The 26,474-nt window shown below is 70.1% G+C and carries 20 protein-coding genes and 1 pseudogene; 7 read left to right on the top strand and 14 right to left on the bottom strand.

Going from position 1 to position 26,474, the window contains the following annotated elements; genetic code table 11:
- Positions 1-88: 88 nt before the first annotated feature.
- Both AB0H21_RS35010 and AB0H21_RS35005 read right to left on the bottom strand, forming a co-directional pair.
- Positions 89-292 (bottom strand): heavy-metal-associated domain-containing protein, encoded by a 204-nt coding sequence (locus tag AB0H21_RS35010; RefSeq protein ID WP_358525512.1) that lies wholly within the window; start codon positions 290-292, stop codon positions 89-91.
- 51 nt (positions 293-343) lie between these two features.
- On the bottom strand, positions 344-1,417 hold the full coding sequence (locus AB0H21_RS35005) for a quinone-dependent dihydroorotate dehydrogenase (protein ID WP_358525510.1): 1,074 nt from the start codon (positions 1,415-1,417) through the stop codon (positions 344-346).
- A gap of 234 nt (positions 1,418-1,651) precedes the next feature.
- On the opposite strand from AB0H21_RS35005, the gene AB0H21_RS35000 reads away from it, so the two are divergent.
- The 3 genes from AB0H21_RS35000 (at position 1,652) to AB0H21_RS34990 (ending at position 5,344) form a co-directional block, all read left to right on the top strand.
- Positions 1,652-2,641 carry a glutathione S-transferase family protein gene (locus AB0H21_RS35000; RefSeq protein WP_358525508.1) on the top strand — a complete coding sequence of 330 codons (990 nt, stop codon included), beginning with the start codon at positions 1,652-1,654 and terminating at the stop codon, positions 2,639-2,641.
- A gap of 294 nt (positions 2,642-2,935) precedes the next feature.
- Complete coding sequence (locus AB0H21_RS34995) at positions 2,936-3,499, top strand: hypothetical protein (protein WP_358525506.1); 564 nt, start codon at positions 2,936-2,938, stop codon at positions 3,497-3,499.
- A gap of 558 nt (positions 3,500-4,057) precedes the next feature.
- A complete protein-coding gene (locus tag AB0H21_RS34990; protein ID WP_358525504.1) occupies positions 4,058-5,344 on the top strand; it encodes an NDP-sugar synthase in 1,287 nt (428 codons plus the stop codon).
- Between the two features lie 308 nt (positions 5,345-5,652).
- Here the strand turns inward: AB0H21_RS34990 and AB0H21_RS34985 are convergent, their stop codons facing one another.
- The 3 genes and pseudogenes from AB0H21_RS34985 to AB0H21_RS34975 all read right to left on the bottom strand — a co-directional run.
- Positions 5,653-6,786, bottom strand: a complete 1,134-nt coding sequence (locus AB0H21_RS34985) for a hypothetical protein (protein WP_358525502.1) — start codon at positions 6,784-6,786, stop codon at positions 5,653-5,655.
- A 178-nt stretch (positions 6,787-6,964) separates the two neighbouring features.
- Positions 6,965-7,963 (bottom strand): hypothetical protein, encoded by a 999-nt coding sequence (locus AB0H21_RS34980; RefSeq protein WP_358525582.1) that lies wholly within the window; start codon positions 7,961-7,963, stop codon positions 6,965-6,967.
- 132 nt (positions 7,964-8,095) lie between these two features.
- A pseudogene (locus AB0H21_RS34975) lies at positions 8,096-8,281 on the bottom strand (NAD-binding protein); the annotation flags it as partial.
- A 24-nt stretch (positions 8,282-8,305) separates the two neighbouring features.
- Here AB0H21_RS34975 and AB0H21_RS34970 point away from each other — a divergent pair.
- The 3 genes from AB0H21_RS34970 to AB0H21_RS34960 all read left to right on the top strand — a co-directional run bounded on the left by AB0H21_RS34970 (position 8,306) and on the right by AB0H21_RS34960 (position 13,716).
- Complete coding sequence (locus AB0H21_RS34970; RefSeq protein ID WP_358525501.1) at positions 8,306-9,127, top strand: helix-turn-helix transcriptional regulator; 822 nt, start codon at positions 8,306-8,308, stop codon at positions 9,125-9,127.
- Positions 9,128-9,355: 228 nt separating this feature from the next.
- Entirely contained in the window at positions 9,356-10,720 is a 1,365-nt protein-coding gene (locus AB0H21_RS34965; RefSeq protein WP_358525500.1) for a hypothetical protein, read from the top strand.
- Positions 10,717-13,716, top strand: a complete 3,000-nt coding sequence (locus AB0H21_RS34960) for an acyltransferase domain-containing protein (protein ID WP_358525499.1) — start codon at positions 10,717-10,719, stop codon at positions 13,714-13,716. Before AB0H21_RS34965 ends, AB0H21_RS34960 begins: the two co-directional genes overlap by 4 nt.
- Before the next feature lie 91 nt (positions 13,717-13,807).
- Here AB0H21_RS34960 and AB0H21_RS34955 read toward each other — a convergent pair whose 3' ends face one another.
- From AB0H21_RS34955 to AB0H21_RS34925, 7 genes are read right to left on the bottom strand one after another with little or no spacing between them, the layout of a single operon-like run.
- A complete protein-coding gene (locus tag AB0H21_RS34955; protein ID WP_358525498.1) occupies positions 13,808-15,070 on the bottom strand; it encodes a PP2C family protein-serine/threonine phosphatase in 1,263 nt (420 codons plus the stop codon).
- Complete coding sequence (locus AB0H21_RS34950) at positions 15,045-15,512, bottom strand: ATP-binding protein (protein ID WP_358525497.1); 468 nt, start codon at positions 15,510-15,512, stop codon at positions 15,045-15,047. The genes AB0H21_RS34955 and AB0H21_RS34950 overlap by 26 nt, the downstream gene beginning before the upstream one ends.
- Complete coding sequence (locus AB0H21_RS34945) at positions 15,512-15,832, bottom strand: anti-sigma factor antagonist (RefSeq protein ID WP_358525495.1); 321 nt, start codon at positions 15,830-15,832, stop codon at positions 15,512-15,514. The genes AB0H21_RS34950 and AB0H21_RS34945 overlap by 1 nt, the downstream gene beginning before the upstream one ends.
- The gene (locus AB0H21_RS34940) at positions 15,832-17,916 is read right to left on the bottom strand and encodes an isoamylase (RefSeq protein WP_358525493.1); all 2,085 of its coding nucleotides are present in this window, start codon (positions 17,914-17,916) and stop codon (positions 15,832-15,834) included. Before AB0H21_RS34940 ends, AB0H21_RS34945 begins: the two co-directional genes overlap by 1 nt.
- Positions 17,913-18,248, bottom strand: coding sequence for an STAS domain-containing protein (locus tag AB0H21_RS34935; RefSeq protein ID WP_358525491.1), 336 nt, complete (start codon positions 18,246-18,248; stop codon positions 17,913-17,915). The genes AB0H21_RS34940 and AB0H21_RS34935 overlap by 4 nt, the downstream gene beginning before the upstream one ends.
- A gap of 8 nt (positions 18,249-18,256) precedes the next feature.
- The gene (locus AB0H21_RS34930) at positions 18,257-20,881 is read right to left on the bottom strand and encodes an AGE family epimerase/isomerase (RefSeq protein WP_358525489.1); all 2,625 of its coding nucleotides are present in this window, start codon (positions 20,879-20,881) and stop codon (positions 18,257-18,259) included.
- Between the two features lie 57 nt (positions 20,882-20,938).
- Complete coding sequence (locus tag AB0H21_RS34925) at positions 20,939-21,763, bottom strand: type 1 glutamine amidotransferase domain-containing protein (protein ID WP_358525487.1); 825 nt, start codon at positions 21,761-21,763, stop codon at positions 20,939-20,941.
- A gap of 283 nt (positions 21,764-22,046) precedes the next feature.
- Between AB0H21_RS34925 and AB0H21_RS34920 the strand changes: the two genes are divergently transcribed.
- On the top strand, positions 22,047-23,690 hold the full coding sequence (locus tag AB0H21_RS34920; protein ID WP_358525486.1) for an FAD-dependent oxidoreductase: 1,644 nt from the start codon (positions 22,047-22,049) through the stop codon (positions 23,688-23,690).
- On the opposite strand, the gene AB0H21_RS34915 is transcribed toward AB0H21_RS34920, so the two are convergent.
- Together AB0H21_RS34915 and AB0H21_RS34910 are read right to left on the bottom strand one after the other, a co-directional pair.
- Positions 23,672-25,147 (bottom strand): ATP-binding protein, encoded by a 1,476-nt coding sequence (locus AB0H21_RS34915; protein ID WP_358525484.1) that lies wholly within the window; start codon positions 25,145-25,147, stop codon positions 23,672-23,674. The two genes, AB0H21_RS34920 and AB0H21_RS34915, sit on opposite strands and share 19 nt — an antisense overlap.
- Entirely contained in the window at positions 25,131-26,330 is a 1,200-nt protein-coding gene (locus tag AB0H21_RS34910) for a transposase (RefSeq protein WP_358525482.1), read from the bottom strand. Before AB0H21_RS34910 ends, AB0H21_RS34915 begins: the two co-directional genes overlap by 17 nt.
- Positions 26,331-26,474: the final 144 nt, after the last annotated feature.

Here is a 26,474-nt window from a genome sequence, read left to right as displayed (position 1 = left end):
CCCGCCGGACACACGAGTTACTGCCAGGCGTCAGCCATGGAGCCGAGCACTCCCCTGCCGGTGGTCGGCTCCGAGGTCTTGGGGAAGGTCAGGCGACCTTGTAGCCGGCTTCCTCTATCGCGGCGCGGATGGCCTCGTCGTCCAGAGGGGCGGTGCCGGTGACGTCGACGCGGCCGGTCGGGAGGTCGACCTCCACGGCGGTGACGCCGAGGACCTCGCCGACCTCCTCCTTGACCGAGCTGACGCAGTGGTCGCAGGTCATTCCCGTCACGGTGTACGTGCTGGTGGTCATTCGCCCGTCCTTCCGGCCGTCGTACCTAACCAGGGTATGGTACGACGGCCGTCAGCCCGCTACGCGGCCGACCACGTCCTGCACCGACTTGTACCCGTGGCGCCGCAGCCGCCGTGACAGGCCGCGATGGATGCGCCACGCCCACAGGGGCCCCTCGTAGATCATCCCCGTGTACCCCTGGACCAGCGTGGCGCCCGCGAGCAGCCGCTCCCACACGTCGTCGACGTCCTCGACGCCCCCGACGGACACGAGGGTGACGCGGTCGCCCACGCGGGCGCGCAGCCGCCGCAGGACCTCCAGGGAGCGGGCCTTCAGCGGCGCGCCGGACAGACCTCCGGCCTGGGCGGCCAGGCCTGCCTCGGCCTTGGAGAGGCCCTGCCGGCTGATGGTGGTGTTCGTGGCGATGATGCCCGCCAGGCCGAGCTCGACGGCGAGGTCCGCGACGGCGTCGACGTCCTCGTCCGCCAGGTCGGGGGCGATCTTGACGAGCAGCGGGGTGCGCCCGGCGGCCTGGAGCACTTCCTTCAGCAGAGGCCTGAGCAGGTCCACGGCCTGCAGGTCGCGCAGGCCCGGCGTGTTGGGAGAGCTGACGTTCACGACCAGGTAGTCGGCCAGAGGGGCGAGCTTGCGGGCGCCCGCGACGTAGTCGCGCACGGCCAGTTCCTCCGGGATGACCTTGGTCTTGCCGATGTTCACGCCGACGACCACGGGCAGACCGCGGGGGCGGCGCAGCCGGCGCGCGGCCTGGTCGGCCCCCTGGTTGTTGAAGCCCATGCGGTTGATGATCGCGTGGTCGGTCACCAGCCGGAACAGCCGGGGGCGGGGGTTGCCCGGCTGGGCGTGGGCGGTGATCGTACCGACCTCGACATGCCCGAAGCCGAACGCGGCCAGCGCCTCCACGCAGCCCGCGTCCTTGTCGAACCCGGCCGCGAGCCCGAAGGGGCTGGGGAAGTGGACGCCGAACGCCTTCACCCGCAGCGCCTCGTCCCGCGGCGCCAGCCATCGGTACAGGCGCCGCTTGGCCACGGGCGCGACCGAGAGCGCCCGGAGTGCGCGGATGGTCATGTGATGCACGGTCTCGGCGTCGAAACGGCGGAGCACCTGTGCGAAGAGCAGTCGATACATCACGGATCAGCGTAGCCGGGATCAGTTGAGGCTCTGCCCGAGGTCCCGGCACATCCGCCGCAGGCGGGTGATGCGCCGGCCCCGGCATAGCCGAACAGGCGGTCCACCACCCGGACGATACGTTCCACGTGGCGCACCACCCCGGTGGCCTCCGTGCGTGCGGGGCCCGGGGGCCGGAGATGATGGGACAGGGCCCGCGCGCGGGACGGGCCGTGACGCAGGAAGGAAGAAGCCGTGACGAACGCAGCGACCGTCGCGAGCCCGGTGGACTTCGCCGTCCACGGGGACTACGGCATCAAGGCGTCGACCACCGCCAGCGGGGCGTTCAACCGCCCCACGTACCGTTTCCAGGGGCGCGTCACGGCCGACGGCCAGAGCGGGTACCCGGCCGAGCCGGGCCGCTACCACCTCTATGTGTCGCTGGCCTGCCCGTGGGCCCACCGCTCGGTGATCGTCCGGGCCCTGAAGAAGCTGGAGGACGTCGTCTCCCTGTCGGTGGTCGATCCGGTCCGCGACGGGCGAGGGTGGGCGTTCCGGGAGGGGCCGGGCTTCACCGCCGATCCGGTGAACGGGTTCACCCTGCTGCGGGAGGCGTACGAGGCCAGCGAGCCTGGTTACGACGGGCACGTGTCGGTGCCGGTGCTCTGGGACCGTCAGACGGGCCGCATCGTCAGCAACAACTTCCCCGACATCACGATCGACCTCGGCACGCAGTTCGAGCGGTGGGCCGACACGAGCGTCGACCTCTACCCCGCCGACCTGCGGACGGAGATCGACGCGCTGAACGACCTCGTGTACCGCACGGTCAACAACGGGGTCTATCGCTGCGGGTTCGCGACGAGCCAGGAGGCCTACGAGGAGGCCGTCACGGCGCTGTTCGCGACGCTGGACGAGCTGGAGCGGCGCCTCGGCACCGGCCGCTACCTGTTCGGCGACCGGCTCACCGAGGCGGACGTGCGGCTGTGGGTGACGTTGGTGCGCTTCGACGCCGTCTATGCCACCCACTTCAAGGCCAACCTGCGCCGCATCGCCGACTACCCCAACCTCTGGGCGTACGCCAGAGATCTCTACCAGCGGCCGGCTTTCGGCGGGACGACCGACTTCGATCAGATCAAGCGGCACTATTACACGACTCATCCGCAGATCAACCCCCTGCGCATCGTCCCGGCCGGCCCCCTGCTGGACTGGAACGCCCCTCACGGACGGGACAGGGCCTGGTCCTGACGGGCGTCGGCCGAGCCTCCTCAGCGGCGCCGCCGACTCCGGAGGCCGAGGCCCGCCGCGCCGCCTCGGCCGACCGCCACTGAGCCGCGGGCCGCCGGCCCTGCTGTGGTTCAGCGGTTTGCTAGCGGGGCGGCGACGTCCCGCGCTGCGGCCTGGGGCTCTCGTCGCAGGTCGTCGTGGGTTCTCTGTTGGTGGGTTGGTGTTGTGTTAGTGCGGCGCAATGGGTGGCAAGGGGATTGCAAGCGGGGTGGGCCAGACTACGGGCATCGAAAAGAGCACGAAAGGACCGCTCCGATGACGATCAACCGCACTCTCACCGGCCTGGCCATGGCCGCCGCCATCGTCGCGATCGCCCCCGCCGCCGCACAGGCCGCGACCGGCGCGACGGGAGCGGTCACCACGGGCTACTCCCCCGCAGGCGCCTCCGCCGTCAACACCTCCGCCGGCACCTCGACCTCGGACAGCTCCGCCGGCGCCTTCGCCAACAACTGGGGGGCCTACTACGCGCCGGGCAAGCGGGCCAAGGCGCTCGGGTCGCTGTCGTTCACCGGTGAGGACCACGAGGTCATCCCGACCGCCGACACCGTGAAGATCTCTGGGAAGGTCTACGACCTCAGCCGGTCGTCGGCCTGCGGATGGGCGGTGTTCCGGATCACCTACCGGGACGACACGGGCAACCTGCCCTTCAAGCACCGCAGCATCCTCGACTGCTCGTACGGCTCGCCGAAGTCCTTCTCGTTCACATCCCACGACGTCTACCAGGTCGAGCTGAAGGTCTGCTCCGAGGGCAAGGCCTCCAAGCCGTCCCTCAACTGCCTCTACGCCGGGACCTGGAAGACCCTCTACCTGTCCAAGTGACACGGCGCGGCGGCGGCGCACCAGCACCGGAGCGCCGCCGTCATGGACGCGGACACACAAAATATGTTCCGGTCATCACACAATCATTTCGGCGGTATTAACGGGCGACCGTGAACGTACGTGAATCCACATGTAACAACAGATGAGGGCGCGCGCCGACGCTCCGAAGTGGTCACGTGTAAGAGGGCGATACGATCCTTACACGGGCGGCGGAAGAGCGCCGGCCATAGGGCTTCCCAACCCCGCAGACGAATGACCTGCGCAAATAAAGCCGGAAAACCGTGGACGATCACCCACGGTCACGATAAACACCAAATTAGCGACCTGACCTCGACCTGACGCAATACCATCGAATATTGTCACGCCCGATCTGACTGCCGAACGGTGAATGATAACAATGGAGCGCGTCCTCCTCATCACCGTTCTCAGGGGGCACCATGGCGCACCCGCCCGCAGGGTCCGCACAGAGCCGGAGCGGCGCTCCGGCCGGCGACACACCGCTCACACCACCCACCGAACGAAGCCGCCGACGTAACGCGCTCCCACCCGGGGGCGCGGGTGTCTGAGATCACCGGAATAGCCCTGGCAGGGGGCAAAGGCGTGCGCGCCCGCCCGCTGACGCTCGAAGGGCCGGGATACCTGCGCAGCAAGGCGACCGTCCCTTTCATCGGGCGTCCACTCATCGAGTGGCAGATCAACTCTTTTCACCAGCAGGGCGTCGAGAATTTCTATATCGCGGCCAACGGCCGTGAGAATCGCTATCAGGTCAAGGACGCACTGGGTTACGGCGAGACGCTGGGCGTCCGCGTCCAGTATTCGAGGGCCCGGGCCGACAGGTGGAACACGGGGTCGGGTCAGGCGACGCTCAGCGTGGCCGAGGAGTGGAATCTCAAAGGGCTCGCCGTGGTCTTCCCCACCGACTCGCTGTTCGAGTTCGACCTGGCCGAGCTCGTCGAGGGCCACGTGCGCAGCGGCGCGCTGGTCACGGTCGCCACGGTGCACCGGCAGGCCCGCGAGGTGGCGGGCACCTACGGCACGATGGTCGCCGACGACGACGGGTGGATCCGCGAGTTCGTGGAGAAGCCGCCGCTCCAAATCGTCAACGCCATGGTGGCCGACCCGTCGCGGGTGCCGATCAGCACCGGCCTGTACGTGATCGACTGCCGGCGGCTGCGCGAGCTGGCCGCCACGCCCGCGCTCGCGGCGCTGGCCCGCCTCAGGCTGGACTGGGGCAGGGATCTGCTGCCGTGGCTCGTCTCCAACGACCACCCGGTCCGGCACAGCCCGATCACCAAGGTCGGCGACCTGGGCAACCCGCGCGACTACCTGACGACGCTGGTGGACGCGCTGTCCGGGGGATATCCGAGCCTGCGCGGCACGGGCACCCTCACCATCCACCCGTCCTCGCTGGCGCGCCGCGACGAGGTGAGCGGGATGACACTGGCCGCCAAGATCGCCTCCGGCCTGGTCAAGATCGGCCCGAACGTGTGGATCGGCAGGGACGTCGAGATCGGGCCGGGCGTGGTGATGCGGGACTCGTACGTCGGCGACGGCGTCGACCTGCACGCGTGGTGCCACCTGGAGCGGGTGGCCTGCCTGGACGGGGCGATCATCGGCCCGGCGGCACGGCTGGTCGACACCCACGTCGGGATGATGGCGTGCGTGGAGTCCTCGCTCCAGGCCGTGACCACGCTCGACGGGTACACGGCGCTCGGCCACGAGGCGATCGTCCAGGAGGGGACGCGCCTGACGGGCGTCACCGTGGACCCGCGGCTGACGGTCCGCAGCGGTGACGACGTGCCGGCGGGCACGCAGCTCACCACGGTGGGCGATCTCGTGGACTGACTGAGGGCGCCCCGAACACGCCGTGCCGAAGGCGCGGCAATAGGCACAGTTCGGGGCGCGTCGGTGTTCTGGAGGAGGAGGGAGGAAGGGTGAGGAACGAGCCCCTTCCGAGTGACGACGGAAGAACGCCGCCTGAAGTGCGCCCCGAACACGCCCACCGGACTCGGAACGCCGCCATCCCGCCGGCCTCGCCATGGCGCCTCAGCAGGCGGGACCGGCGGGCGGGACGGCCACCTTCACGTCACTTGTCCAGGTTTTCCAGTCTTCTCCCTCGCGCGCGTCCGTGCGCACCCGTCCAGGGGGCGATGTCACATGCGAGCCGTGTTCTTACCGTTCTCCGGCGGCCGGGGCGGCGGCACCTCGCTGTCGTACTCGCTGGCGCCGTACCCGACGCCGCCGCCGAACCCGGGAGGGTCGTCGTCGGGCATGTCCCCGAGGTCGTCGTCCCCCCAGGCCATGCCGATCTCCTCGAACAACAGGTACGTCTCCATGGCGTGCGCGTGCGGCGCGTAGCGGGTGCGCAGGCTCTGGAAGACCTCCCACGCCTCCTGCTCGTCGCGCTCGGCGGGCAGCCCGACGTTCTGCGCCGCGCGCAGCGTGTCGGAGAAGCTGCGTTCCTCACGTCCTTGCAGGCTGACGGCGGCGCGCGGCAGCACCAGGCAGAGCTCCGAGGCCAGGCGCTGCATGCACCGCGAGCCGGTGGTGAGCAGCGCCCGGGTGCAGGGCGGCGCCCAGTGCGGCGAGACCGCCTCGGTGACCGCGGCGATGTCGAGGACGGTCACCGCCGCCTCCAGCCAGCACAGTTCGCCGACGGGGCGGGAGAACGTCAGGGCCGGGTAGGCGACGTGGGTGGTCTCGACGTCGGTCATCCAGTCGGTCCACTGGCCGAACATCGTGTCGAGGTGGTCGCGCGAGCCGGTCCGCAGGTAGGCGACGAGCAGGGCGTCGGCGTCCTGCGACTTGACGACGCGGCCGGCGAGCCGCGCGACGGCCCGCTCGCGGCGGCCGTAGGCGTCGGTGAAGCGCATGATGTAGGTGGTGATGGCGGCGAGCAGCAGCGCCTCGGAGACCCACACGAGCCCGGCGAGCGGGCCGCCCTGCCAGCGGGCCACGTGGAAGTCGGACCACGCGACCGACCCGGAGGCCAGGCCGTTCAACGCCCATCCGAGCAGGGAGAACCCGAGCAGGGACGCGCCGACCCAGACGCCGGCGATGCCGAACAGCGTCACCGGGGCGCACATGTCGAGCACGCGTTCGCGCGAGTCGCGGCGGGGCAGCCGTTTGGCGATGGCGAGGACGCAGGGGGCGACCACGCGGAGCGTCGCGCGGGCGACCATCGAAGATCGCGCCCGGGGCGTGAGCACGGTGCGCAGCACGCTGAGCCAGACCATCAGGACGAGGACGGCTCCGGCGGCACCGGCGGCGATGACGATCAGGTGCATCGCGCCACCCCCGAAGACGAGGTGATGCGGCGCGCGTAGGTCCTACCGGTCCCCATTCAGGCGTCCTCCCCCCTTTCCGATCCCAAGTGTGCGCTGTGAGAAGGAGGAGGCCCAGAGAGCGTTGATGATGGCAGTGGTAGTGCCACGCAGGCCGGCCCGAGCCGGGTCCGAAACCGGCTCAATCGTCGCCGAGTTCGGGGTACAGGTAGCGCGAGCGGTTCGCGACCGCCTCCTGCACCCACCTCTGGAAGTCGGCCTGGGTCATGTCGGCCCAGCGCGGGGTGTCCTCGACCTGGGCGCGCCCGATGCGGCGGCCGAGTTCGACGGTGGCGTTGCCCTCCTGGCAGCGTTCGGCGTCGTAGGCGGCGAGCGCGGAGGCCCAGGTGCCGTGCTCGCCGGCGATCCGTTCGAGGGCGAGGGCGTCGCGCAGCGCCTTGACCGCCCCGGCGCCGGTGTGGGGGCGGGCGACGGTGCCGGCGTCCCCCATGAGCATGACGCGGCCCGAGACGTACGTGGGGGTGGTGACGTCGAAGATGGGCTGGATGGCCATGCCCGCGGTCCCGGTCTTACGGACGAGCTCGCGCCAGCCGGTGGAGAGGCGTTCGTCGACGAGGCGGAGCAGGTGGCGGGCCAGGTCGTCGGTCACGCGTCCCGGGGGGATCCAGGCCTCGCCCTCCAGCCGGAACCAGGCGGGGAGCCCGCCGTAGACGCCCCAGTTCAGCAGGCGCCCGCCCGGGGTGGCTCCGTGTTCGAAGCCGGGGATGCTGGGGATGTGGTACAGGATGGCGTGGCCGCCGTCGAAGCACGCGGTCACGGCGCCGCGCCGGGTCACCTCCCGCAGGACGGGGTCGGTGAGCAGGTTCTCGTCGCAGGTGCCGCGCCACAGGACGTATCCGGCGTAGTTCAGCCGGGATCCGGGGTTGACCAGCCGGCGTAGTCGGGACTGGTAGCCGTCGGCGCCGATGAGCAGGTCGAACCGTTCGGTGGAGCCGTCGGCGAAGCCCAGCTCGCCGCCCTCCACGTCGGCGCGTACGGTGGTCACGGTCGTGCCGCCGTGGTAGACGTCGTCGGGCACTCCGGCGCGGATGCCCTGCCACAGCAGACCCCAGGTGGTGAAGGCGGCGGGCAGCGCCTGGCGCCAGATCAGCCTGCTTTCCCGACCACTCAGCTCCACCATCCAATTGCGCTCCGCATTCAAAATGAATGGTACATTTTTCAGAACGTAACCGCCCGAAACAAGTTCGTATTGCATTTCGATGGGGAGCGCAATACCCACCCCCCGGCCCCTCAACTCCCCCCGGGTTCTTTCATAGACCGTGACGTCACAGCCCAAACGGCGCAGCGCGACGGCGGCGGCGCAGCCGGCGAGGCTGCCGCCCACGATGCCCACCCGGCTTCCAGCCAGAGCCAAAACTCCACCTCCGGATACCACTCGATGACGATATGCCGGTAAGTGACCTACAGTCGTAGCGACGTGCGCACGACCGGCACGCATCACGTCAGGTGCAGGGGAGACTTCGTGTCCGGCAGTAGCGAGAGAAGGCAGGAGCTCGCCCGGTTCCTACGCAACCGCCGGGCACGCATAACCCCTGAACAGGTCGGTCTTCCCGCCGGCGCCCGAAGGCGTACCCAGGGGCTGCGCCGCGAGGAGGTCGCCGTCCTCGCGGGCCTGAGCCCGACGTGGTACACGTACCTGGAGCAGGGCCGGGACATCCACCCGTCGCCGCAGGTGCTCGACAGTCTGGCGAATGTTCTGTGTCTGGAGGAAGACGAGCGGAAGTACATCCACCAACTCGCCCTCGGCCGGACCGCGACGGAGATTCCGAGCGATCTCGACGACGAGGGCAGGCATCTGGTAACGCAGGTGACCCGCATCGCCGGGAACGGCCCCTTTCCGGTCTACGCGGCGAATCAATACGGTGAAGTCCTCGCCTGGAACAAGGCCACGACCGACTGGTACACCGACTTCGGCGAGCAGCCGGAGGGCCGCAGGAGCATGCTGAGGTGGATGCTCACGGCCCCCGAGGCGCGCGAGCGGATCATCGGCTGGGCCGAGGACACCCGCGACGTCGTGGCCCGGTTGCGGGCGGCATACGCGAGCCGGGCGGCCGACAGGCGGATGAACCAGCTCGTGCGCGAGCTGGAACGGGAGAGCCCGGAGTTCCGCATGTGGTGGAACGAGCAGCATGTCCGTGAGCAGCACGTCCGCCCGCGCACGCTCGACGTGCCGGGGCTCGGGACCTGCACATTCCAAATCGCGGTGCTGCGTGTCATGGACAGTCCATTCCATTCCATCGTGGTGCATCTGCCCATCGACGGCCCTCCGAATACCTCTGTATAGCATTTTCCCCAATACGGCGTAGGATTCCGTCATCTTTGGATTGACGCCTGGATTCCGTCTGGCTGATCGTGGGACGCGCGACAACGACGACCGAGCAGTCACGGAGCCGGACGTTTCCAATGTCGTCTGCCCTGATTAACGTCCAGGCCATGGTGACGCTCGATCGGTCCTGCCGTCCCCAGGCAAGTCCGGCGTGTTAACGCGGCCTGGGGAATTTGGGGGACCACAATGCACTGGAATTTCGTGGGCCGGAATGAGCAGCTCGAAAGCATCCGCGTGTCGTTGCGCGCCCGGGTGGCCGGCCCGATCATCATCGAAGGTGAACGAGGCATGGGCCGCACGGCCCTGCTCGAGCGCGCGCTCGAGTCCGAGGAGGCCTCGTCCTTCGAGATCGTCCGCGTCGAGGCCTCGGAACCTGCGTCCGGGGTCGCCGCCCGCGTCCCCGCGAACGGGCGTCAACTGCTCCTGGTGGTGGACGACGCGCACCTGAGCGATCACGCCACGCTGCTCAGCCTGCGGGACATGTGCAGGCGGGGGGCCGGAACGCTCCTGGTGACCACCGCGCCCGAAGGCTCCGTGCCGCACCCGGACCCGGCGGACAGCCTGCGGTTCGAGCCGCACCGGCGGAACGTCCACCTGCCGCCGCTGGCCCTGGACGACGTGACGACGTTGCTGGCCGACATCATCGGCGGCCACGTCCGGCACGCCACGGCCGAGGCGCTGCACGCCGCCTCGGGAGGCAGCCCGGCTCTGCTCCGTGAACTGATCACCTCGTGCGACCTCGGCGTCCACTTCGTCCTCCGCAACAACCTCTGGGAGTTCCGCGAGGTGAGCACCTGGACCTCCGGAGGGACCCGAAGGTCCCTCGAACTCCTTTCCAAGGCCACGACCCAGGCGTGGTACGAGCTCCAGCTCGAACGCGCCCACGAACTGTGCAAGGCGGCGGTGTGGTGCGGTGCCGGGGAGATGGTCGCCCCGGTGCTCGCCCACCTGCTGCTGCTCCACTGCCGGGCCCAGGACGTCGTCGACTTCCTGGACTCGATGCCCGACGACACCGTTGAGACGACGCCGCACCTCGCGCTGGCGAAGGCGATGGCCATGGCCTTCGGGCTCGGTCAGCCCATGGGAGCCGAGGATTTCCTGCTCAAGGCCGCGCTGCTGCGCGGTCCCCGCCCAGGCGGGCGGTATCTCGCCTACCGGTCCTGGATCCAGGCCCTCACCGGCCGCGGGTCCGAGGGTTCGGCGGGCATCGGGAACGTCGACCGGGACGACCGGGAGACGGCGCTTTTCGTTCATGCCGCGCGGGCGACGGCGACGATCGCCACCGACCCGCACGAAGCGGTGTTCCATCTGCGACGCGCGCTGGCGCTCGGCAACTGCGGCGTTGACGCCGGGCCGCCGTGGCTGTCGCCGTACATCACGGCGTGTCTCATCGACGCGCTCCTGCTCGCCGGCAGGTCCGGCGAAGCGACTCTCCTGGCGAGTGACTTCCACGGTGGCGAGCAGAACTCCGGATGGGACGTCGCGGTCGCGATATCCACGCTGACCGGCCAGGGGAGAACAAAGGTCACAGGCGGAGTGGAGGCCGCATGAACAGCACCCCCAGCCCCCGAGAGCCCATCGCCATCATCGGCGCCGCGTGCCGGTTGCCGGGGGCGTCGAGCGTCCCCGCGTTCTGGGACGTCCTGGTCGGAGAGTGCGACACCGTCGGGGAGATCCCCGTGGAACGGTTCGCCTCCAGCGACACCACCCAGGCGACGGCGCAATGGTGGAACCGCATCCCCGCGCGCGCGGGCGGTTTCCTGCAGGACATCGACCAGTTCGACGCCTCGTACTTCACGATCTCTCCCCACGAGGCGGTGCGCATCGACCCGCAGCACCGCCTTCTCATCGAGGTGACCGCCGAGGCCATCGACGACGCGGGCATCTCCCAGCAGGGCCTGGCCGGGAGCAGGACCGCCGTCTTCACGAGCTGCCTGCCGTCCGACTACTGGGACATCCTGCGCAGGGCGGGCCTGTACGACATGCACGCCGCGGTCGGCGCGGGCAACTGGGGAACGCTCGCCGGCCGCATCTCCTACCTCTTCGACCTGCGCGGGCCGAGCATGGGCATGGAGGCCACGTGCTCGACGTCCCTGCTGAGCGTCCACCTGGCGTGCAGGGAGCTGTGGAGCGGCAACAGCACGCTCGCCATCGTCGGCGGCGTCAACCTGCTGCTGGCCCCCGACCTGTACCTGAGCCTCGCCGACGCCGGGGTGCTCTCGCCGTCCGGCCGGTGCCGGTTCGGCGACGCCGGCGCGGACGGGTACGTGCGCAGCGAGGCGGCGGTGAGCATCGTGCTCAAGCCGCTCTCCCGCGCACTGGCCGACGGCGACCAGGTCTACGCGACGATCATCGGTTCGGCCGTCAACAGCAACGGACGCGGGTCGGGCACCCTCATCGCGGCCGGTGTGGACGGCCAGGAGGCGATGCTGCGCGACGCCTACGAGGACGCGGGCGTGGCACCGGGCCAGGTCGCCTACGTGGAGGCGCACGGGCCGGGGACCCCCCGCGGCGACCTGACCGAGCTGGACGCACTCGGCCGCGTGATGGGCGAGGGACGCGAGCCCGGGCATACCTGCCTGGTCGGCTCCGCGAAGTCGAACGTCGGCCACGGGGAGGGCGTCTCCGGGCTGATCGGCCTGGTCAAGGCGGCGCTGGCGCTCAAGCACAAGATCATTCCCGCGACGCTCCACGTGAAACAACCCCATCCGCTGTTCGACGAGCCCGGCATGCCGCTGCGCCCGGCCCGGCGCACCCAGCCCTGGCCCGACCGGCCGGGCCCCGCGGTGGCGGGCGTCAGCTCGTTCGGCCTGTCGGCGACGAACGCGCACATCGTGCTGGCCGAGGCTCCCGCGGTGGTGGAGGCACCGCGGCGCAAGCCGAGTTCCACGCCCTTCCTGCTGCCCCTGTCGGCGCGCGACTCCCAGGCGCTGCCGGAGATGGCGCTGCGGTACGCCGACGCCCTCGACACCCCGGGGACGGACCTGTACGACATCTGCCACAGCGCGGGCGCGCGCAGGAGCCACCACGAGCTGCGGCTCGCCGTCGTGGGCGGCGGGCACAAGGTGACCGCCTCGCTGCGGGCCTTCGGCGCCGGGGCCTCCCCCCAGTCGGTGGTCGGCGGGAGCTACCGGGCGTCCGGGCCGTCCCGGGTCGTGTTCGTCTTCCCGGGGCAGGGCTCGCAGTGGGTCGGCATGGGCCGCGAGCTGATGGACCAGAACCGCGTCTTCGCGCGGCGCATGCGCGAGTGCGACCGCGCGATCAAGGCCGAGCTGGGCTGGTCGGTCATCGACCGGCTGGGCGAGGACACCCCGCTGACGGCCACCAGTGAGGTGCAGCCCGCGCTGTGGGCGGTGCAGGTCTCGCTGGCCGCGGTGTGGCAGGACTGGGGCGTCACGCCGGACCTGCTCATCGGGCACAGCATGGGCGAGGTCGCCGCGGCGACCGTCTCCGGGGCCCTGACCGTCCGCCAGGGCGCCGCGGTGATCTGCCGCAGGAGCGTGCTGCTGGACGGGCTCAGCGGCTCGGGCGCGATGTGGGTCGTCCACCTGGACGAGGAGCGGGCGCGGGAGGCGATCGGCGAGCGGTCCGGCCAGGTGTGCGTGGGCGTGGTGAACAGCTCCCGCTCGTGCGTGCTCGCGGGCGACCCGGACGCGATGGCCGAGGTGATCGGGCCGCTGCGCGACCAGGGCGTCTTCTGCCGGCAGGTGCAGGTGGACTACGCCTCGCACGCGCCGCAGGTCGAGCCCGTGCGGCCGGCCCTGCTGGACGCGCTGTCGTCCCTGCGCCCGCGGGCCGGGGCGGTGCCGCTGCACTCCACCATGCTCGACCGGGTCATCGACGGCTCCGTGCTCGACGGGGACTACTGGATGGAGAACCTGCGGCGCCCGGTGCGCTTCGCCTCCGCGATCCGCGCCGTGCTGGCCGACGAAACCCCCACGCTGTTCGTGGAGATCAGCCCGCACCCCCTGCTGAGCGCGGTCATCGAGGACGAGATCGCGATCTCGGGGGCGGACGCCACGGCGGTGCCGTCGCTGCACCGCGAGGAACCGGAGCAGGAGTCCCTGCTGCACGGCCTCGCGCATGCCTACGTACGGGGCTGTGATCCCGCCTGGGAGCGCATCTACCCCGGCGGGCGGTACGTCCCGCTTCCGTCGTACGCGTGGCAGCGTAAGCGCTTCTGGGTCGACCCGCCTGCGGACACCCGGCCGGCGCCGGTGGCCGAGCCGGACTTCGTGGAGCCGGCCCGCGCCGACGCCCCCTACGACGGGGCGGACCTGGCGACGTCCTCGCCGGAGGCGTTCAGCCAGTACCTGATGCTGCGGTTCGCCGAGTTCCTGGGCCTGCCGCCCGACCAGCTCGACCCGGAGGTCCCGCTGACCCTGCACGGCCTGGACTCGGTGCTCGCCGCCAAGCTGAGCGCCCGCGTCAAGACCGACCTGGCCGTGGAGGTGCGCATCGGCGAGCTTCTCAGCCCGCGCCCGCTGGGCCGCCTCGCCGGGGAGCTGTACGAGGCGGTTACGGCCGTCCCCGTCGAGCGGACCTGACGACCGCAAAGGCCCGGCGCCGGACGCTGCCATCGCGTCCGGCGCCGGGCCTCGCCGTTTTCGGGCGAATATCCGATGCCGTGTTACGGCGTTACGGTCCCGCGAAACCCGCGGGCGGCGTGCGGCGCAGGGCGAGCATGGTGATGTCGTCGCTCTGCTCGGCGTGGCCGGCGAAGTGCCGCACCGAGGCGTCGACCTCCTCCAGCATCGTCTCGGCGTCGCGGCGCCTGTCGTTCTCCAGCAGGTCCACCAGCTTGGGCATCCCGTACAGGCGTCCCTGGATGTCGCGGGCCTCCACCACGCCGTCGGTGTAGGCGAACAGCGTGTCACCCTGGTCGAGCTGGACGTACCCCAGGGTGTAGGAGCTGTCGGGCAGGATGCCCACCGCGGGGCCGGTCGGCGGGAGCAGCGTGCGCCTGCCGTCGGCGTGGACCACCACCGGCGGGTTGTGGCCGCCGTTTATGTAGAGCACGACGCCCGAGACCGGGTCCAGGACGCCGAAGAACATGGTCGCGAAGTAGCCCTGCTTGAGGTGGTTGCGGGCCATGTACCTGTTCGTACCGAGGATGGCCTGCACCAGGGGTCCCGCCCCGAGCGACAGCAGCGGCGCCGCCGACCCGGCGGCCCCCTCGCCGTCGACCGACAGCAGGAACTCGTCCTCCACCAGGCGCGACGCCCCGGTGTGCTCGGCCGTGTGCCGCAGCAGCGTGCGGATCAGCGCCATGAACAGCGCGGCGCCGATCCCCTTGTCGCACACGTCCGCCACGACGAACGCCAGCCTGCGGCCGTTGACGATGGTGAACACGTCGTAGAAGTCGCCGGCGACCTGCTTGGCCGGGCGGAACCGCGCCCCGACCTCCCAGCCCTCCGGCACGGGAACGTTCTCGGGGAGGAACCCCGACTGGATCTCGTGGGCGATGTGCAGATCCCGCTCGTACTCGCGCAGGCTCGCCAGCGCCGCCATCTCCTCGACCGTGGAGCTGAGCCGCGACCTCTCCTGGCACGAGTTCATCCGGCTGCGCAGCAGGGTGCGCCGGAAGGGCGGGGTCACGTAGTCGAACCCGCCCTCGACGCACTCCTCCAGCGCGGCCAGATCGTCCTCGGGGAAGGAGATGATGGTCGGCATCCGCCCGTCGACCATGAAGTGCTGGCCGACCAGCGCCACGCGTTGCAGGCCGAGCGAGGCGGACACCATCAGCAGGTCGGGCTGTGGTGACGTCTCGGTGCGCATCGTCAGATCGTCCGGGCTGCTGTGCGCGACGTCGAACCCGTCCGCGCGCAGCACCTCGTCCAGCTCGGCCACCACCTGCGGCATGACCGACTCGGCCTCAAACACCACCAGCGCGTTCGGCATCGACTCCTCCATGTGCCTCGCCGGAGGTGGTCAGCCGCATGATCAACGTATTGCGGTTGCGCCCCCCGACGTATTGATATCTGAACTCGTCCACCTTGCCGAGCGCGAGCATCAAGCCGTACCCGCCCAGCTCACGGACACTGGGCGGTACGGCGAGACGGGGGGCGGGATCGTACGCCCGGGGGTCGAAGGCAGGGGCGTCGTCCTCGATGCGCAGGTACAGCGCATCGGCGTCGACGCCCCCTTCGAGGTCCACCACACCGTCGCGCCCGCGATAGCCGTGCTGGACGATGTTGGTGGTGATCTCGTCGGCGGCCAGCCTCAGCCAGTAGGCCGGACGTGTCGCCAGTCCGGCCCGCTCGGCCAGCGCGCCGACGAAATCGCCGACCGGCCCGGCGATGGACGCGCCCGAGCCATCGACCTCGAGCCGGCACGCGAACATCAGGCCTCCAACGTTTCCCGCATGACGATGCTGCGGTCGAAGCCCGTCAGCCGGATGGTCTCCGCGACGTCGGGCTGGGTGCCGACCAGCAGGATCTCCGTCTCTTCCGGCATCTTCTGGTGCGCGAACACCAGCGAGCGGATCCCGGCCGACGACATGTAGGAAAGCTCTTCGAGCAGCAGCACGAGCCTTTCGACGCGCTGGTCCGCGGCCCGGACCACGAGCTCGTTGAGCTCGGGGGCCGAGCGGCCGTCGAGCTCACCTTCGAGCCTGATGGTCGCGGTGCTGCCCTCGATCTGCATCCTCACTTTGAACGCCATCACTCCTCCTTCCCGTTGTCTCGTTGGTCCACCTGGACGCGATGAGCGACCAGGACGACGACGCTGCGCGGGCCCACTTCCACGCGGGACTGGTTCTGGAGCGGAGGCTCGGCGCCCGGTTCGTGCGCGTCCAGCGGCGAGGGGGCCGAGGTGTCGGCGAACAGGTGCCAGGCGGTGCCGGCGGGGGGCGTGGGCAGCTCCAGGCTGTGGCCCTCCCAGTGCGCGTTGGCGGCGACGTACACGCAGTCGTCCGCGCCCGCGTCGAACATGCCGGCCAGCACGCGGCAGCCCTCCGACCAGTCCGCCGTCCACTGGCGGACGCCGTGCCAGCTCACCGCCGAGGCGGGGCCGCGCCGGAGCACCGGGTGGGCCTGGCGGAAGCGGATCGCCTTCTGGACGAAGCGGAGCTGGTCCGCGTTGCGCTCGACCAGGTCCCAGTCGAACCACGTCAGCGGGCTGTCGTGGCAGTAGGCGTTGTTGTTGCCCTGCTGGGTGCGCCCGACCTCGTCCCCGGCGAGGATCATGGGCACGCCCTGGCTCGCCAGAAGGATCATGAGGATGTTGCGCATCTGGCGGCCGCGCAGGGCGATGATCTCGGGGTCGCCGGTCGGGCCCTCGTGGCCGCAGTTCCACGACTGGTTGTTGTTGTCGCCGTCCCTGTTGTCCTCGCCGTTGGCGTAGTTGTGCTTCTCGTTGTAGGACACCAGGTCGTTGAGCGTGAACCCGTCGTGGCACAGGACGAAGTTGATGGTGGCGGAGGTCCCGCGCCGGCCGTACATGTCGGGCGAGCCGACCATGCGGGTGGCCAGGTCGCCGGCCACGCCCGTGTCGCCCTTGACGAACCGGCGCACGGTGTCGCGGTAGCGGCCGTTCCACTCCGACCAGCGGCAGTAGTTGGGGAAGCTGCCGACCTGGTACAGACCCGCGGCGTCCCACGCCTCGGCGATCAGCTTGCAGTCGCGCAGCACGGGGTCGTAGGCCAGGGACTCCAGCAGCGGTGGGTTCCACAGCGGCGAGCCGTCGGGGCCGCGGCCGAGGATGGCCGCCAGGTCGAACCGGAAGCCGTCGATGTGGTACTCGGAGGCCCAGTAGCGCAGGCAGTCGAGCACGAACCCGCGGACCACGGGATTATTGCAGTTCAGCGTGTTGCCGGTGCCGCTGAAGTTGTAGTAGTGGCCGTCCGGCGTGAGCATATAGTAAGTGGCGTTGTCCAGGCCCTTGAACGAGATCGTGGGCCCGTGCTCGTTGCCCTCCGCGGTGTGGTTGAACACCACGTCCAGGATGACCTCGATGCCGGCCTTGTGCAGCTGCTTGACGAGGTTCTTGAACTCGTCGGCCTGCATCCCGTACCGGCCCGTCGAGGCGTAGGACGCCTTGGGCGCGAAGTACGCCACCGTGTTGTAACCCCAGTAGTTGGACAGCGGCTCCCCGGTGACCGGGTGAGAACGGGGGTTGTCGTTCTCGTCGAACTCGAATATCGGCAGGAGCTCGACGCAGTTCACGCCGAGCTCGCGCAGGTAAGGGATCTTCTCGATCAGGCCCGCGTACGTGCCCGGCGCCGAGACCCCCGAGGTGGGGCTCTTGGTGAAGCCCCGCGCGTGCAGCTCGTAGATGACGAGATCCTCGTGCGGGAGGCGCAGCGGACTGTCGTCCTCCCAGTCGAAGTCGTCCAAGGCCACCCGTGACCGCCGCGGCCCTGTCGAGGCGTCGCTCATGAGCCGCGCGTAGGGGTCGGCCAGCACGACGGAGGGGTCGAACCTGTGGCCGCGCTCGGGGTCGAACGGGCCGTAGGCGCGGTACCCGTATTCGATGCCCTCGGCGTCGAGGTCGAACACGGTCATGGAATAGACGCCGCCGATGACGTAGGAGTCGGGGAAGGGTAGCTCGGCCATCGGCTCGGGCTCGCCCGCCCGGTACAGCACCAAGGTCATCGCGGTCGCGTTGTTGGAGTAGACGGAGAAGTTGACGCCCCCCGGCACCGGGGTCGCGCCGAACGGCAGCGGCCGTCCGGCGCGCACAGAAAAGCCGCCGATCGAGCGCGTCGGGTAGGCGTCGATCCGTTCGATCGCCGGGCGTGCGGTCATACCGTCAACGCCTTGACGCCGTCTTCCACCGATCCCGCGACGGTGAAGAAGTCGAGGAACCCGGTGGCCGCCATGATGTCGTGCACCTCTTCGGGCACCCCGGTGAGCGCGAGGCGGGCTCTGCCGTTCTGCGCCCTGCGGTAGATCAGCAGCAGGACGCGCAGGCCGGCGCTGGACATGTAGGTGGTGCCGCTGAGGTCCAGCAGCACCAGCCCCTCCTCGGGGAACAGGGCCTCGATCTCCTGCTGCGCCTGGGGCGCCGTCCGGCTGTCCAGCGAACCTTCCAGCGCGATGACGGTGACGTCACCGCGTACCTCGGTACTGAGTCGCATGACTCCTCCTAGTTGCCAACCGGCGACAGGTGAGCGCGGACCCTGAGGGCGTTCTTCGAGTCGGGGAGCTTCACGGTCAGCGCCGTGGCGTCGAAATCCTGGTAGGGCCGGCCGTCGATCTCGACCCAGTCCAGCCGCACCCGGCCGGGGGGCAGCGCGTCCGGCGCGACCCGCAGGATCCGGTCGGCGAAGCCGTCGGGCTTCGGGCGGAAATGCAGGGTGAGCGGCTCGTCGTCCAGGAGCAGGCGCTGGTACACCGTGGCGAGGAAGCACAGCTCCGCGCCGTGGTACATGCTCATGGAGTGGCTGCCCTTGGACCGCTCGTTGCCGAGCAGGTAGGGAAGCCCGTTGGCGAGGACGTTGAAGTAGACGCCGCCCTCGTCGTGGTCCAGGAAGAAGCTGTTGTAGAACGCCGACGACTCGCGGGCCCGGCGCCGGAACTCGGCGTCCCCGGTGTGCCCGGCGAGGATCTGGTAGGCGAGGATCGCCTGCTCCTGCTGCCACCAGGCCTTGCGGTCGTGCCAGACGAACCGGTGGAGCTCCTGGCCCTCCTGCAGGTGCTGCTCGACGACGTCGTACCAGCCGCCGCGCTGCGGGTCTGCGCCGAACTCCGGCATCTTCCTGCCGATGTCGACGGCGAGCCGGCGGTAGCCGTCCTTGGGATGGACCGCCATCATCCGCATCAGGTTCCAGGCGATCTTGAGGTTGTGCCCGACGACGGCGCGGTCCTGCTGCCAGCTCCAGGAGCGGTCCGCCGACCAGTCGGCGTGGAAGCGCTCCTGCACGAACGGGCTGCCCTCCTGGGGGAAGTGCTTGACGATCAGGTCGAACGTCTCCTCCAGCATCTCGGCGTGGCGCGGGTCGCCGGTGCCGAGGTACAGGTTCGTCAGGTACGCCGGCGCGTGGTCGCCCACCGAGTTCCAGTTCTTGCGGGAACGGTTCGGGCCGAGCGACTCGTGGTGCGGGCTGAGCAGGATCGGGTCGATGTGGGAGTACCAGCCGCCCTGCTCGGGGTCGTGGTAGAACTTGCGGAACAGGCGCAGCGTGCCCTCGGCGTCGTCGAGGATCTTCGGGTCGCCGGTGAGCCGCCACAGCTGGATCGGCCCGGCGAGCGCGTAGATCTGCTCGTACATCGGGATGGCGTCGTAGTCGTCGCCGAACTCCGAGGTGAACAGCTTGTGCTCGGTGCCGTCGCGCACCTCGATGCCGTGGTACCAGTACACGACGTCCTCGTCGCGGTCCACGAAGCGCATGTGCTCGCGCAGGTACGCGGTGCCCTGCTCGGCGACGTCCAGGAAGTCCTCGTCGCCGGTCAGCATGTAGGCCGAGGCCATGCCGTAGACGAGGCGGGAGATCGTGTCGGTCTCCTGCACGCCCTTCTGACCCGCGTTCTTCTCGCCGCCGAGCCGCAGCGCGGTGCGGTAGTTCGCGTAGTCGATCGTGCCCTCGCCGAACTGCGCCTTGCGGTAGAACTTCGCGAGCGCGCTGAGCTGGCGCACCCACCAGTCGGGGCGCTCGAAGTTGTACTCGTCGGGCTGCCTGCCGAGGAAGACCACACGCTTGGCCTCGAAGGTGTAGGCGCCGTTCTCGGGATAGTGGATGCCGTACGCGAACAGGTACCCGCCGGGCTTCAGGAGCTCGTCCAGGTGGCCGGTGGCGTCGACGTACGGCTCGCCGAGGTTGCGCAGGAACTCCGCGGAGGTCGTGGAGGTCAGCCGCGCCTGGATCGCCTTGCCCTCGTTGGTCTTGAGGTCGATCGTGTCGCTGGCGGGGTCGTAGCCGGTGATGTAGCCGGCCACGAGGTCCGAGAAGGTGAAGTCCGGCTGGTAGCCGGCGGGACGCTGCGGGGTCGCCCGCTCCAGCGCGGTGCGGCCGTTGCCGTTGGCCGGCGGGGCGACGAGCTGGGAGATCACCGCGGTCGCGCCGTTCCCGTTCCCATTCCCGTTTCCGTTGCCGTGCCCGTTCGAGCCGTTGCCGGTGATCTCGGGGAGGGCCGCCGGCGTCGAGCCGGCCGCTCCAGCCCCGGCCGTGACGAGCAGGCGGGGCTTGGGGGCGCGGGCGGCCGCGACCAGGTCGATCATCATGCGGGCGAACTCGTGGCAGTGGTTGAAGCTGCGTCCGGTCACGAGGTCGCCGTCGACGACGACGTCCTGGTCGGTGTAGATCGCGCCCATGTTGCGCGCGTCGCCGACGAGGTTGTTGTGGCAGGTCAGCCGGCGTCCCCGCACGACCTCGGGGATCGGCGCGGCGAGCCACAGGCCGTGGCAGATGATGCCCTTGAGCAGGTTGGGCCGCTCGAACGCCCGGCGCAGAAGCTGGACGGCGGGGGCGAGCTGGTTGACGTCGTCGGTGTAACGCAGACGGTCCGACACGATGCCCGAGGGCACGATGAACATGTCGTACTCGTCGAGCTTGTCGTCGTCGACCGCTTCCAGGTCGCCGGACACGGTGAACGGGTTCCCGTACTCGTGCCCGTGGAAGGTGATCGACTCCTGGCCCCACAGCCGCGTGAGGAACTCGACCCGCGCACCTTCCTCCGTGAACCTTCGCTGGTAGTAGTGGATCTCGGGCTCGACGAAGTCGCTCTCCATCAAGATCGCGACCGTGCTACCGGCCAGTCGCTTTTCACTCACGTTGCACCTCACGTCATCACAAGATGGACGAGGAACGGCGCCGGGGGCGTCATCAGGTCACCAGCCGTAGCGCCGCAGGCCGGACTCCAGGACCTCGACCAGCTTCTGGCCCGAGAGGAACGAGTCGGGGGTCGAGCGTCCCGTCACGAACGGGTAGTCGACGATGACGGACGTCTCCTTGCCCACGTTGCCGTGGTAGCGCCCGTCGGGGCCGGTGGCGTCGCGCAGGATGTACTCCAGCGGGTACGGCGGCGGCCCCATGTTGAAGTCGACGCCGATGAAGCCGGTGCCGTCCTTGTAGTCGTACTCCTTGCAGTGCCCGGTGACGTGCTTGCCCCAGATGATGCTCTCGCGGCTCTCCCAGTCGCGGGCGAACGCGAGGCAGGCGACGCCGTAGCACTCGGCGAGGATCGGCTTGCCGGCGCGCAGGAAGGCCAGGATCAGCTCGTGCACGCGGCCGTTGTTGGCGAGGTCCACGATCGGGCCGCTGCCGCCCACGATGGTGAGGGCGTCGTACTCCGCGATCTGCTCTTCGAGCCGGGCGATGTCGCGGTAGTACGCCTCGATCTTGCGGATGAAACCGTCCTCGCTGAAGTACGGCCGGTCAGGGATCCACTCGGCGAGGCTCAGCGGGGCGTCCAGCCGGTCGGACTCGTCCAGCCGGCGCGCGGCCACCGCGACCTCGGGGGTGGTCACCGCGCGCCCGAGCGGCGGGTCGATGTACCCGGGGTCGAGGCTCGGGGGCAGCGCCTTCGGGCGCTTTCCCGTGGCGGTGGCGAAGACGCTCTGATATCCCCGCTCGTCGAACGCGGTCAGCGGTCCCAGGAGTTCTTCTCCCCAGTAGCCGTACTCGGAGAGAAGGATAAGAATATTTCGCGGCATCGATGGCTCCTGTCGATCGACAATCGTCCCGCGACCGAATTCAACCAAATTTGGATATTTCGCTACAAGGGCCGCCCGCGGGGGTGGGGCTCACTTCCTGAAGTCGGATTATTCCGTCAAGTCCTCAAAGTGGACGGGAAAATCTGCCGATACTTCGTCATGTGCCGGAACGCATTCCCCGAAATGCGGGTTAAAGTGATGTGGCCTGGCCAAATCATGGCCCGCCGACGCGCGCGCGGAAACGCCCAGCCCCTCTCTGCCTTCAGCGATCGGAGACGCCCTGATGCCTGAGCCGCACCGCCCGGTCGTGCTCGCCGTGGACGACGACCCCCACGTGCTCCGAGCGATACGACGTGATCTCATCCGGGCCTACCAGGGCCGGTACAGGGTCCTCACCTCCGGGTCGGGCGCCGAGGCGCTCGAGATCCTCGGCTCCCTCCGCGACCGCAACGAGGAGCCCGCGCTGATCCTCTCCGACCAGCGCATGCCCGAGCTGACCGGCATCGAGCTGCTCGCCGCCGCCGCGGACCGGTTCCCGTCGGCGCGCCGGGTCCTGCTCACGGCCTACGCCGACACGAGCGTGGCCATCGCCGCCATCAACGAGGTCCGCCTCGACCACTACCTGGTCAAACCCTGGGACCCCCCGGAGGAGCGGCTGTATCCGGTGCTCGACGAGCTGCTGGCCGACTGGCAGTCGAGCTACGAGGCGCCCTACGGCGGCATCACGGTCATCGGCCAGCCGTTCGCGCCGGCCACCCACCGGGTACGCGACTTCCTCACCCGCCACCGCCAGCCCTTCAAGTTCACCGACGCCACCGAGGCCGCCCAGGACACCCCCGTGACCGACCTCCCGGTGGTGCAGCTTCCCGACGGACGGCGGCTCGTCCAGCCCGCCACCAGCCGGCTCGCCACCGAGCTCGGGCTGGCCATGCAGACCAGGCACCCGCACTACGACGTGGCCATCGTGGGCGCCGGTCCGGCCGGGCTCGCCGCCGCCGTCTACACCTCGTCCGAGGGCCTGTCCACGCTGCTGCTGGAGGCGTACGTCCCCGGCGGACAGGCGGGCTCCTCCAGCAGGATCGAGAACTACCTGGGGTTCCCGTCGGGCATCTCCGGCGTGGAGCTGACCAGCCGGGCCGTCTCGCAGGCCCGCCGGTTCGGCGTCGACCTGCTCTCCCCCGTCGAGGTCGTGCGGCTGCGCCGGGACGGGCGCGCGGGCGTCCTCCACCTCGACGACGGCAAGGAGATCGGCGCCGGGACGATCCTGCTGTGCCCCGGCCTGTCCTACAGCCGGTTCGACGCGACCGGGGCCGAGCGCTTCGAGGGCGCGGGCATCTACTACGGCGCCACGCTGTCGGAGACCACGCTCTGCACCGGCCAGCACGTCTGGATCGTCGGCGGGGCCAACTCCGCGGGCCAGGCCGCGCTGCACTTCGCCAAGCACGCGCGGCACGTGACGATGGTGATCCGCGCCGACGGCCTGGAGGCGCGGATGTCGCAGTACCTGATCGACGAGATCAGGCGCAAGGACAACATCGACGTCCTGACCCGCACCATCCTGGTCGCCGCGGACGGCGACGACCGCCTGGAACGCATCACGCTGCGCGACCTGTCCTCCGGCGAGGAGAGGACCGAGGACGCGGAGTACGTCTTCACCTTCATCGGCGCGCGGCCGCGCACCGAGTGGCTCGACGGCGCCATCGTCCGAGACGAGCACGGCTTCCTGCTGACCGGCACCGACCTCGGCCCCCGCAAGGGGATCGAGGGCTGGGACCTGCCGCGCGAGCCGCTGCCGCTGGAGACGAGCATGCCCGGGGTGTTCGTCGCCGGCGACGCCCGGGCCAAGTCCATCAAGCGCATCGCCTCCAGCGTCGGTGAGGGCGCGATGGCGGTCGCGATGATCCACCGCTACCGCGCCGAGGCCTGACCCCGCGTCAGCGGCAGCCTGACCAGGAACCGCGTGTCCCCCGGCACGGACGTCACGTCGATCGTGCCGCCGTGCCGGTGGGACACGATGTACCGGCTGAGGTGCAGGCCGAGGCCCGTACCGTGCCCGGTGTCCTTGGTGGTGAAGAACGGCTGGAACAGCAGGGACAGCACGGCCTGCGGGATGCCGGGGCCGCTGTCCCTGATCTCCACGAGCGCGTGGTGGCCCTCGACGCGGGTGCTGATGCGCACCTCGCCGATGCCCTCCATCGCGTCCACGGCGTTGTCGATGAGGTTGGTCCACACCTGGTTCAGCTCGCTCGGATAGGCCGTGACGAGCGGGACGTCCCCGTAGTGCCTGCGCACGCGGACGCCGCTGAGCTTGGGGGCGAGCATCGCCAGCGTCGCCTCCAGCCCCTCCCACAGGTCCACGTCGCGCACGGGGGCGCGGTCCAGGTTGGTGTAGGCCTTGGTGGTGTCCACCAGCGCCTCGATGCGCCGGCCCGCCTCGGCGACGTCCTCGACCATCGTCCGGGCCTGGACGATCAGGCCGAGACAGGCGATCGCCGCCTCCAGGACCTCGGGCCGCACCGCGGCGGCGATCTCCTCCAGCATCTCGGTGTCCAGGCCGCGGTCGACCAGCGCCGTGCCGATGTCCGAGTACCGCTCGATGCCGTGGTCGAACAGCCAGTCCATGACCGCGTCGGCGGCCTCGGCGGCCTCCAGGACGTTCAGCGGCTTCCCGGCCGGGGCGCCCTCGTGCAGGCTGTCGCAGATGCGGTTGAGCAGCCGCGCCTCCGAGGACGTCGCGAGACGCCCCCAGCGCATGGCGGCCTCCGTGAGGTCCTTCACGGTCCCGCGCAGCTCGCCCGCGGCCCGCACCATCGCGGCCGTCGGGTTGTTCAGCTCGTGCGCCAGTCCGGCGGCCAGCGTGCCGAGGCCCTCCAGCATGCGGTTGCGCCCGGCCTCCAGCTCCACCGTGCGGATCCGCCAGGCCAGCACCGGCAGCAGCACCCGGCTGACCTGGGGGCATCGGGTCAGCATGTCCAGGAACGTCTGCTTGTCGTAGGCCATCAGCTCGGTGCCGCCGGCCGAGATGGCCGTGGCGATGTACCCGCTGTCGGTGAGCAGCGGCAGCTCGCCGGTGAACTGGTGCGCCGCCCGCCGCTTACCGTCGTACTGGACGAGCAGCGGCTCGGGGACGTGCTCGGCGATGTGCTTGGTCAGCACGTGCTCCTGGCCGCCGAACACCTTGGTGAACAGCAGCTCGCCGCCCAGCAGGACGTAGAAGCGGTCGGCGGGCTCGCCCTCGCTGAACAGGATGTCCCCGTCGTTCAGGCACATGTGCGACCCGGCCTCGGCCAGCCAGCCCAGCTGGTCGTCGGTCAGGTCGGCGAAAAGCTCGATCTCCCGGAGCCGGGCGGTCAGGCCCGGCGGAGCGTCAGCCGTTGGACCCACGGGAACCTCCTGGTCCTGCGTGGGCGAGCTCGCCGTCGAGCCCGCGGAGCAGCCGGTAGCCGTGGGCCGCCGACACCAGCGTGACGTGGTGGTGCCAGCCCCGGAAGGACCGGCCCTCGAAGTGGCGCAGCCCGGACTCCGCGTCCATCAGGGCGAGCTGGGCGAGCGCGTTGCGCCGCAGGTCGATCATGTCGGCGACCTCCGACAGCCGGGAGTCGCCGAGGTCGGTCAGCCACATGGCCTTGGGGCCGCTCTTGCCTTGAGCCCATTCGACGGTCATGAACCGCTGGGCAGGGCGCCGCGGGCGGAGCTCCACCGGGCCCGCGGGGACGTCGAGAGGGATGGCGGTGAGGCGGGACCCGTTCTTCTTGTCGCGGCCCCGGCCGCTGAGCGTCGTGCCGTTGCGCCCGCCCTGGACGGCGCAGGCCGCACCGGCGGCGCTGGCGACGTTCTCGGCGCCGAAGGCCCAGCCCGCCGCGCGCCCGCGCAGCAGCGCGGTCTCGCCGACACGGGCCACATAGTGCAGGCCGCGTTCCTCCAGACCCCGCAGCAGCGGCTCCACCCGCGGCGTCACCCGCGCGTCCACGACGACGGGCGCCGGAGACAGACCCCAGTCGAGGACCATCTCGTCGATCGCCTCCAGCAGGTGATCCCACCGTGATCGGTAACGTTCGTGCGCGGGGATGCGGGTCCTCGCCCGGCGGGCGGGGTCGTCGTCCCAGCTCCTCGGCAGCAGCAGCCGCCAGTTCACCGGGCACCCTCCGCTCTCGCCGACGAGCATGACCGCGAGGCCGAGCTGGCAGTTGATCAGACGGCCCGCCGAGTGGGCGAACTGCCGGGCGACTCCGACCGAGTTCGCCCCGTTCTTGGGAAAGGCGACCTCCTCGACCACCCACGCCTTCGCCCGGAAGGCCGCGGCGAGATGCCCGGCCAGCCTGCGCCGGACGGGCTGCCAGTCCCAGGGACTCTGGTTGACGAACTGCTGGAGACACTGGTCCACCGGACGGCCGACCACCTGGTCGGATATCCGGCGGATCGACTTTCTGCCCGGCACGGTGAGAAGCCCCTGGAGGTAAACGTCGCCCCAGCGGCGCTGGTCCGCACGCGCGAAAGAGGAGAAAATGTCTTCACAGAACGGCGACAACCACGCGTCGAGGAACAAGAAATCTGTACTTTCCACCATCCGAGCACCCCAATGAAATTACCCCGTCCCCTGCGCACCCGATTGTTCTCTCCTGTTTCCTCGGTACCTCGCGTCGGTACCAGGGAGGAGGAGGCGCACGGACGGGGTCAGTGCCGGCGCGAGAGGTCCGGCACGGTTGCCGGC

It is taken from the genome of Sphaerisporangium sp. NPDC051011 (assembly GCF_040653595.1).
Classification (GTDB): domain Bacteria; phylum Actinomycetota; class Actinomycetes; order Streptosporangiales; family Streptosporangiaceae; genus Sphaerisporangium.
This window is presented reverse-complemented; position numbering and strand designations above follow the sequence as displayed.

Coding starts and splice junctions, on each gene's coding strand:
- AB0H21_RS34995 (WP_358525506.1), top strand. CDS start 2,936: ATGACGATCAACCGCACTCTCACCGGCCTGGCCATGGCCGCCGCCATC.
- AB0H21_RS34940 (WP_358525493.1), bottom strand. CDS start 17,916: ATGACCGCACGCCCGGCGATCGAACGGATCGACGCCTACCCGACGCGC.
- AB0H21_RS34965 (WP_358525500.1), top strand. CDS start 9,356: ATGCACTGGAATTTCGTGGGCCGGAATGAGCAGCTCGAAAGCATCCGC.
- AB0H21_RS34945 (WP_358525495.1), bottom strand. CDS start 15,832: ATGGCGTTCAAAGTGAGGATGCAGATCGAGGGCAGCACCGCGACCATC.
- AB0H21_RS34950 (WP_358525497.1), bottom strand. CDS start 15,512: ATGTTCGCGTGCCGGCTCGAGGTCGATGGCTCGGGCGCGTCCATCGCC.
- AB0H21_RS34980 (WP_358525582.1), bottom strand. CDS start 7,963: ATGGTGGAGCTGAGTGGTCGGGAAAGCAGGCTGATCTGGCGCCAGGCG.
- AB0H21_RS34920 (WP_358525486.1), top strand. CDS start 22,047: ATGCCTGAGCCGCACCGCCCGGTCGTGCTCGCCGTGGACGACGACCCC.
- AB0H21_RS35005 (WP_358525510.1), bottom strand. CDS start 1,417: ATGTATCGACTGCTCTTCGCACAGGTGCTCCGCCGTTTCGACGCCGAG.
- AB0H21_RS34955 (WP_358525498.1), bottom strand. CDS start 15,070: ATGCCGAACGCGCTGGTGGTGTTTGAGGCCGAGTCGGTCATGCCGCAG.
- AB0H21_RS34935 (WP_358525491.1), bottom strand. CDS start 18,248: ATGCGACTCAGTACCGAGGTACGCGGTGACGTCACCGTCATCGCGCTG.
- AB0H21_RS35010 (WP_358525512.1), bottom strand. CDS start 292: ATGACCACCAGCACGTACACCGTGACGGGAATGACCTGCGACCACTGC.
- AB0H21_RS34960 (WP_358525499.1), top strand. CDS start 10,717: ATGAACAGCACCCCCAGCCCCCGAGAGCCCATCGCCATCATCGGCGCC.
- AB0H21_RS34985 (WP_358525502.1), bottom strand. CDS start 6,786: ATGCACCTGATCGTCATCGCCGCCGGTGCCGCCGGAGCCGTCCTCGTC.
- AB0H21_RS34910 (WP_358525482.1), bottom strand. CDS start 26,330: ATGGTGGAAAGTACAGATTTCTTGTTCCTCGACGCGTGGTTGTCGCCG.
- AB0H21_RS34925 (WP_358525487.1), bottom strand. CDS start 21,763: ATGCCGCGAAATATTCTTATCCTTCTCTCCGAGTACGGCTACTGGGGA.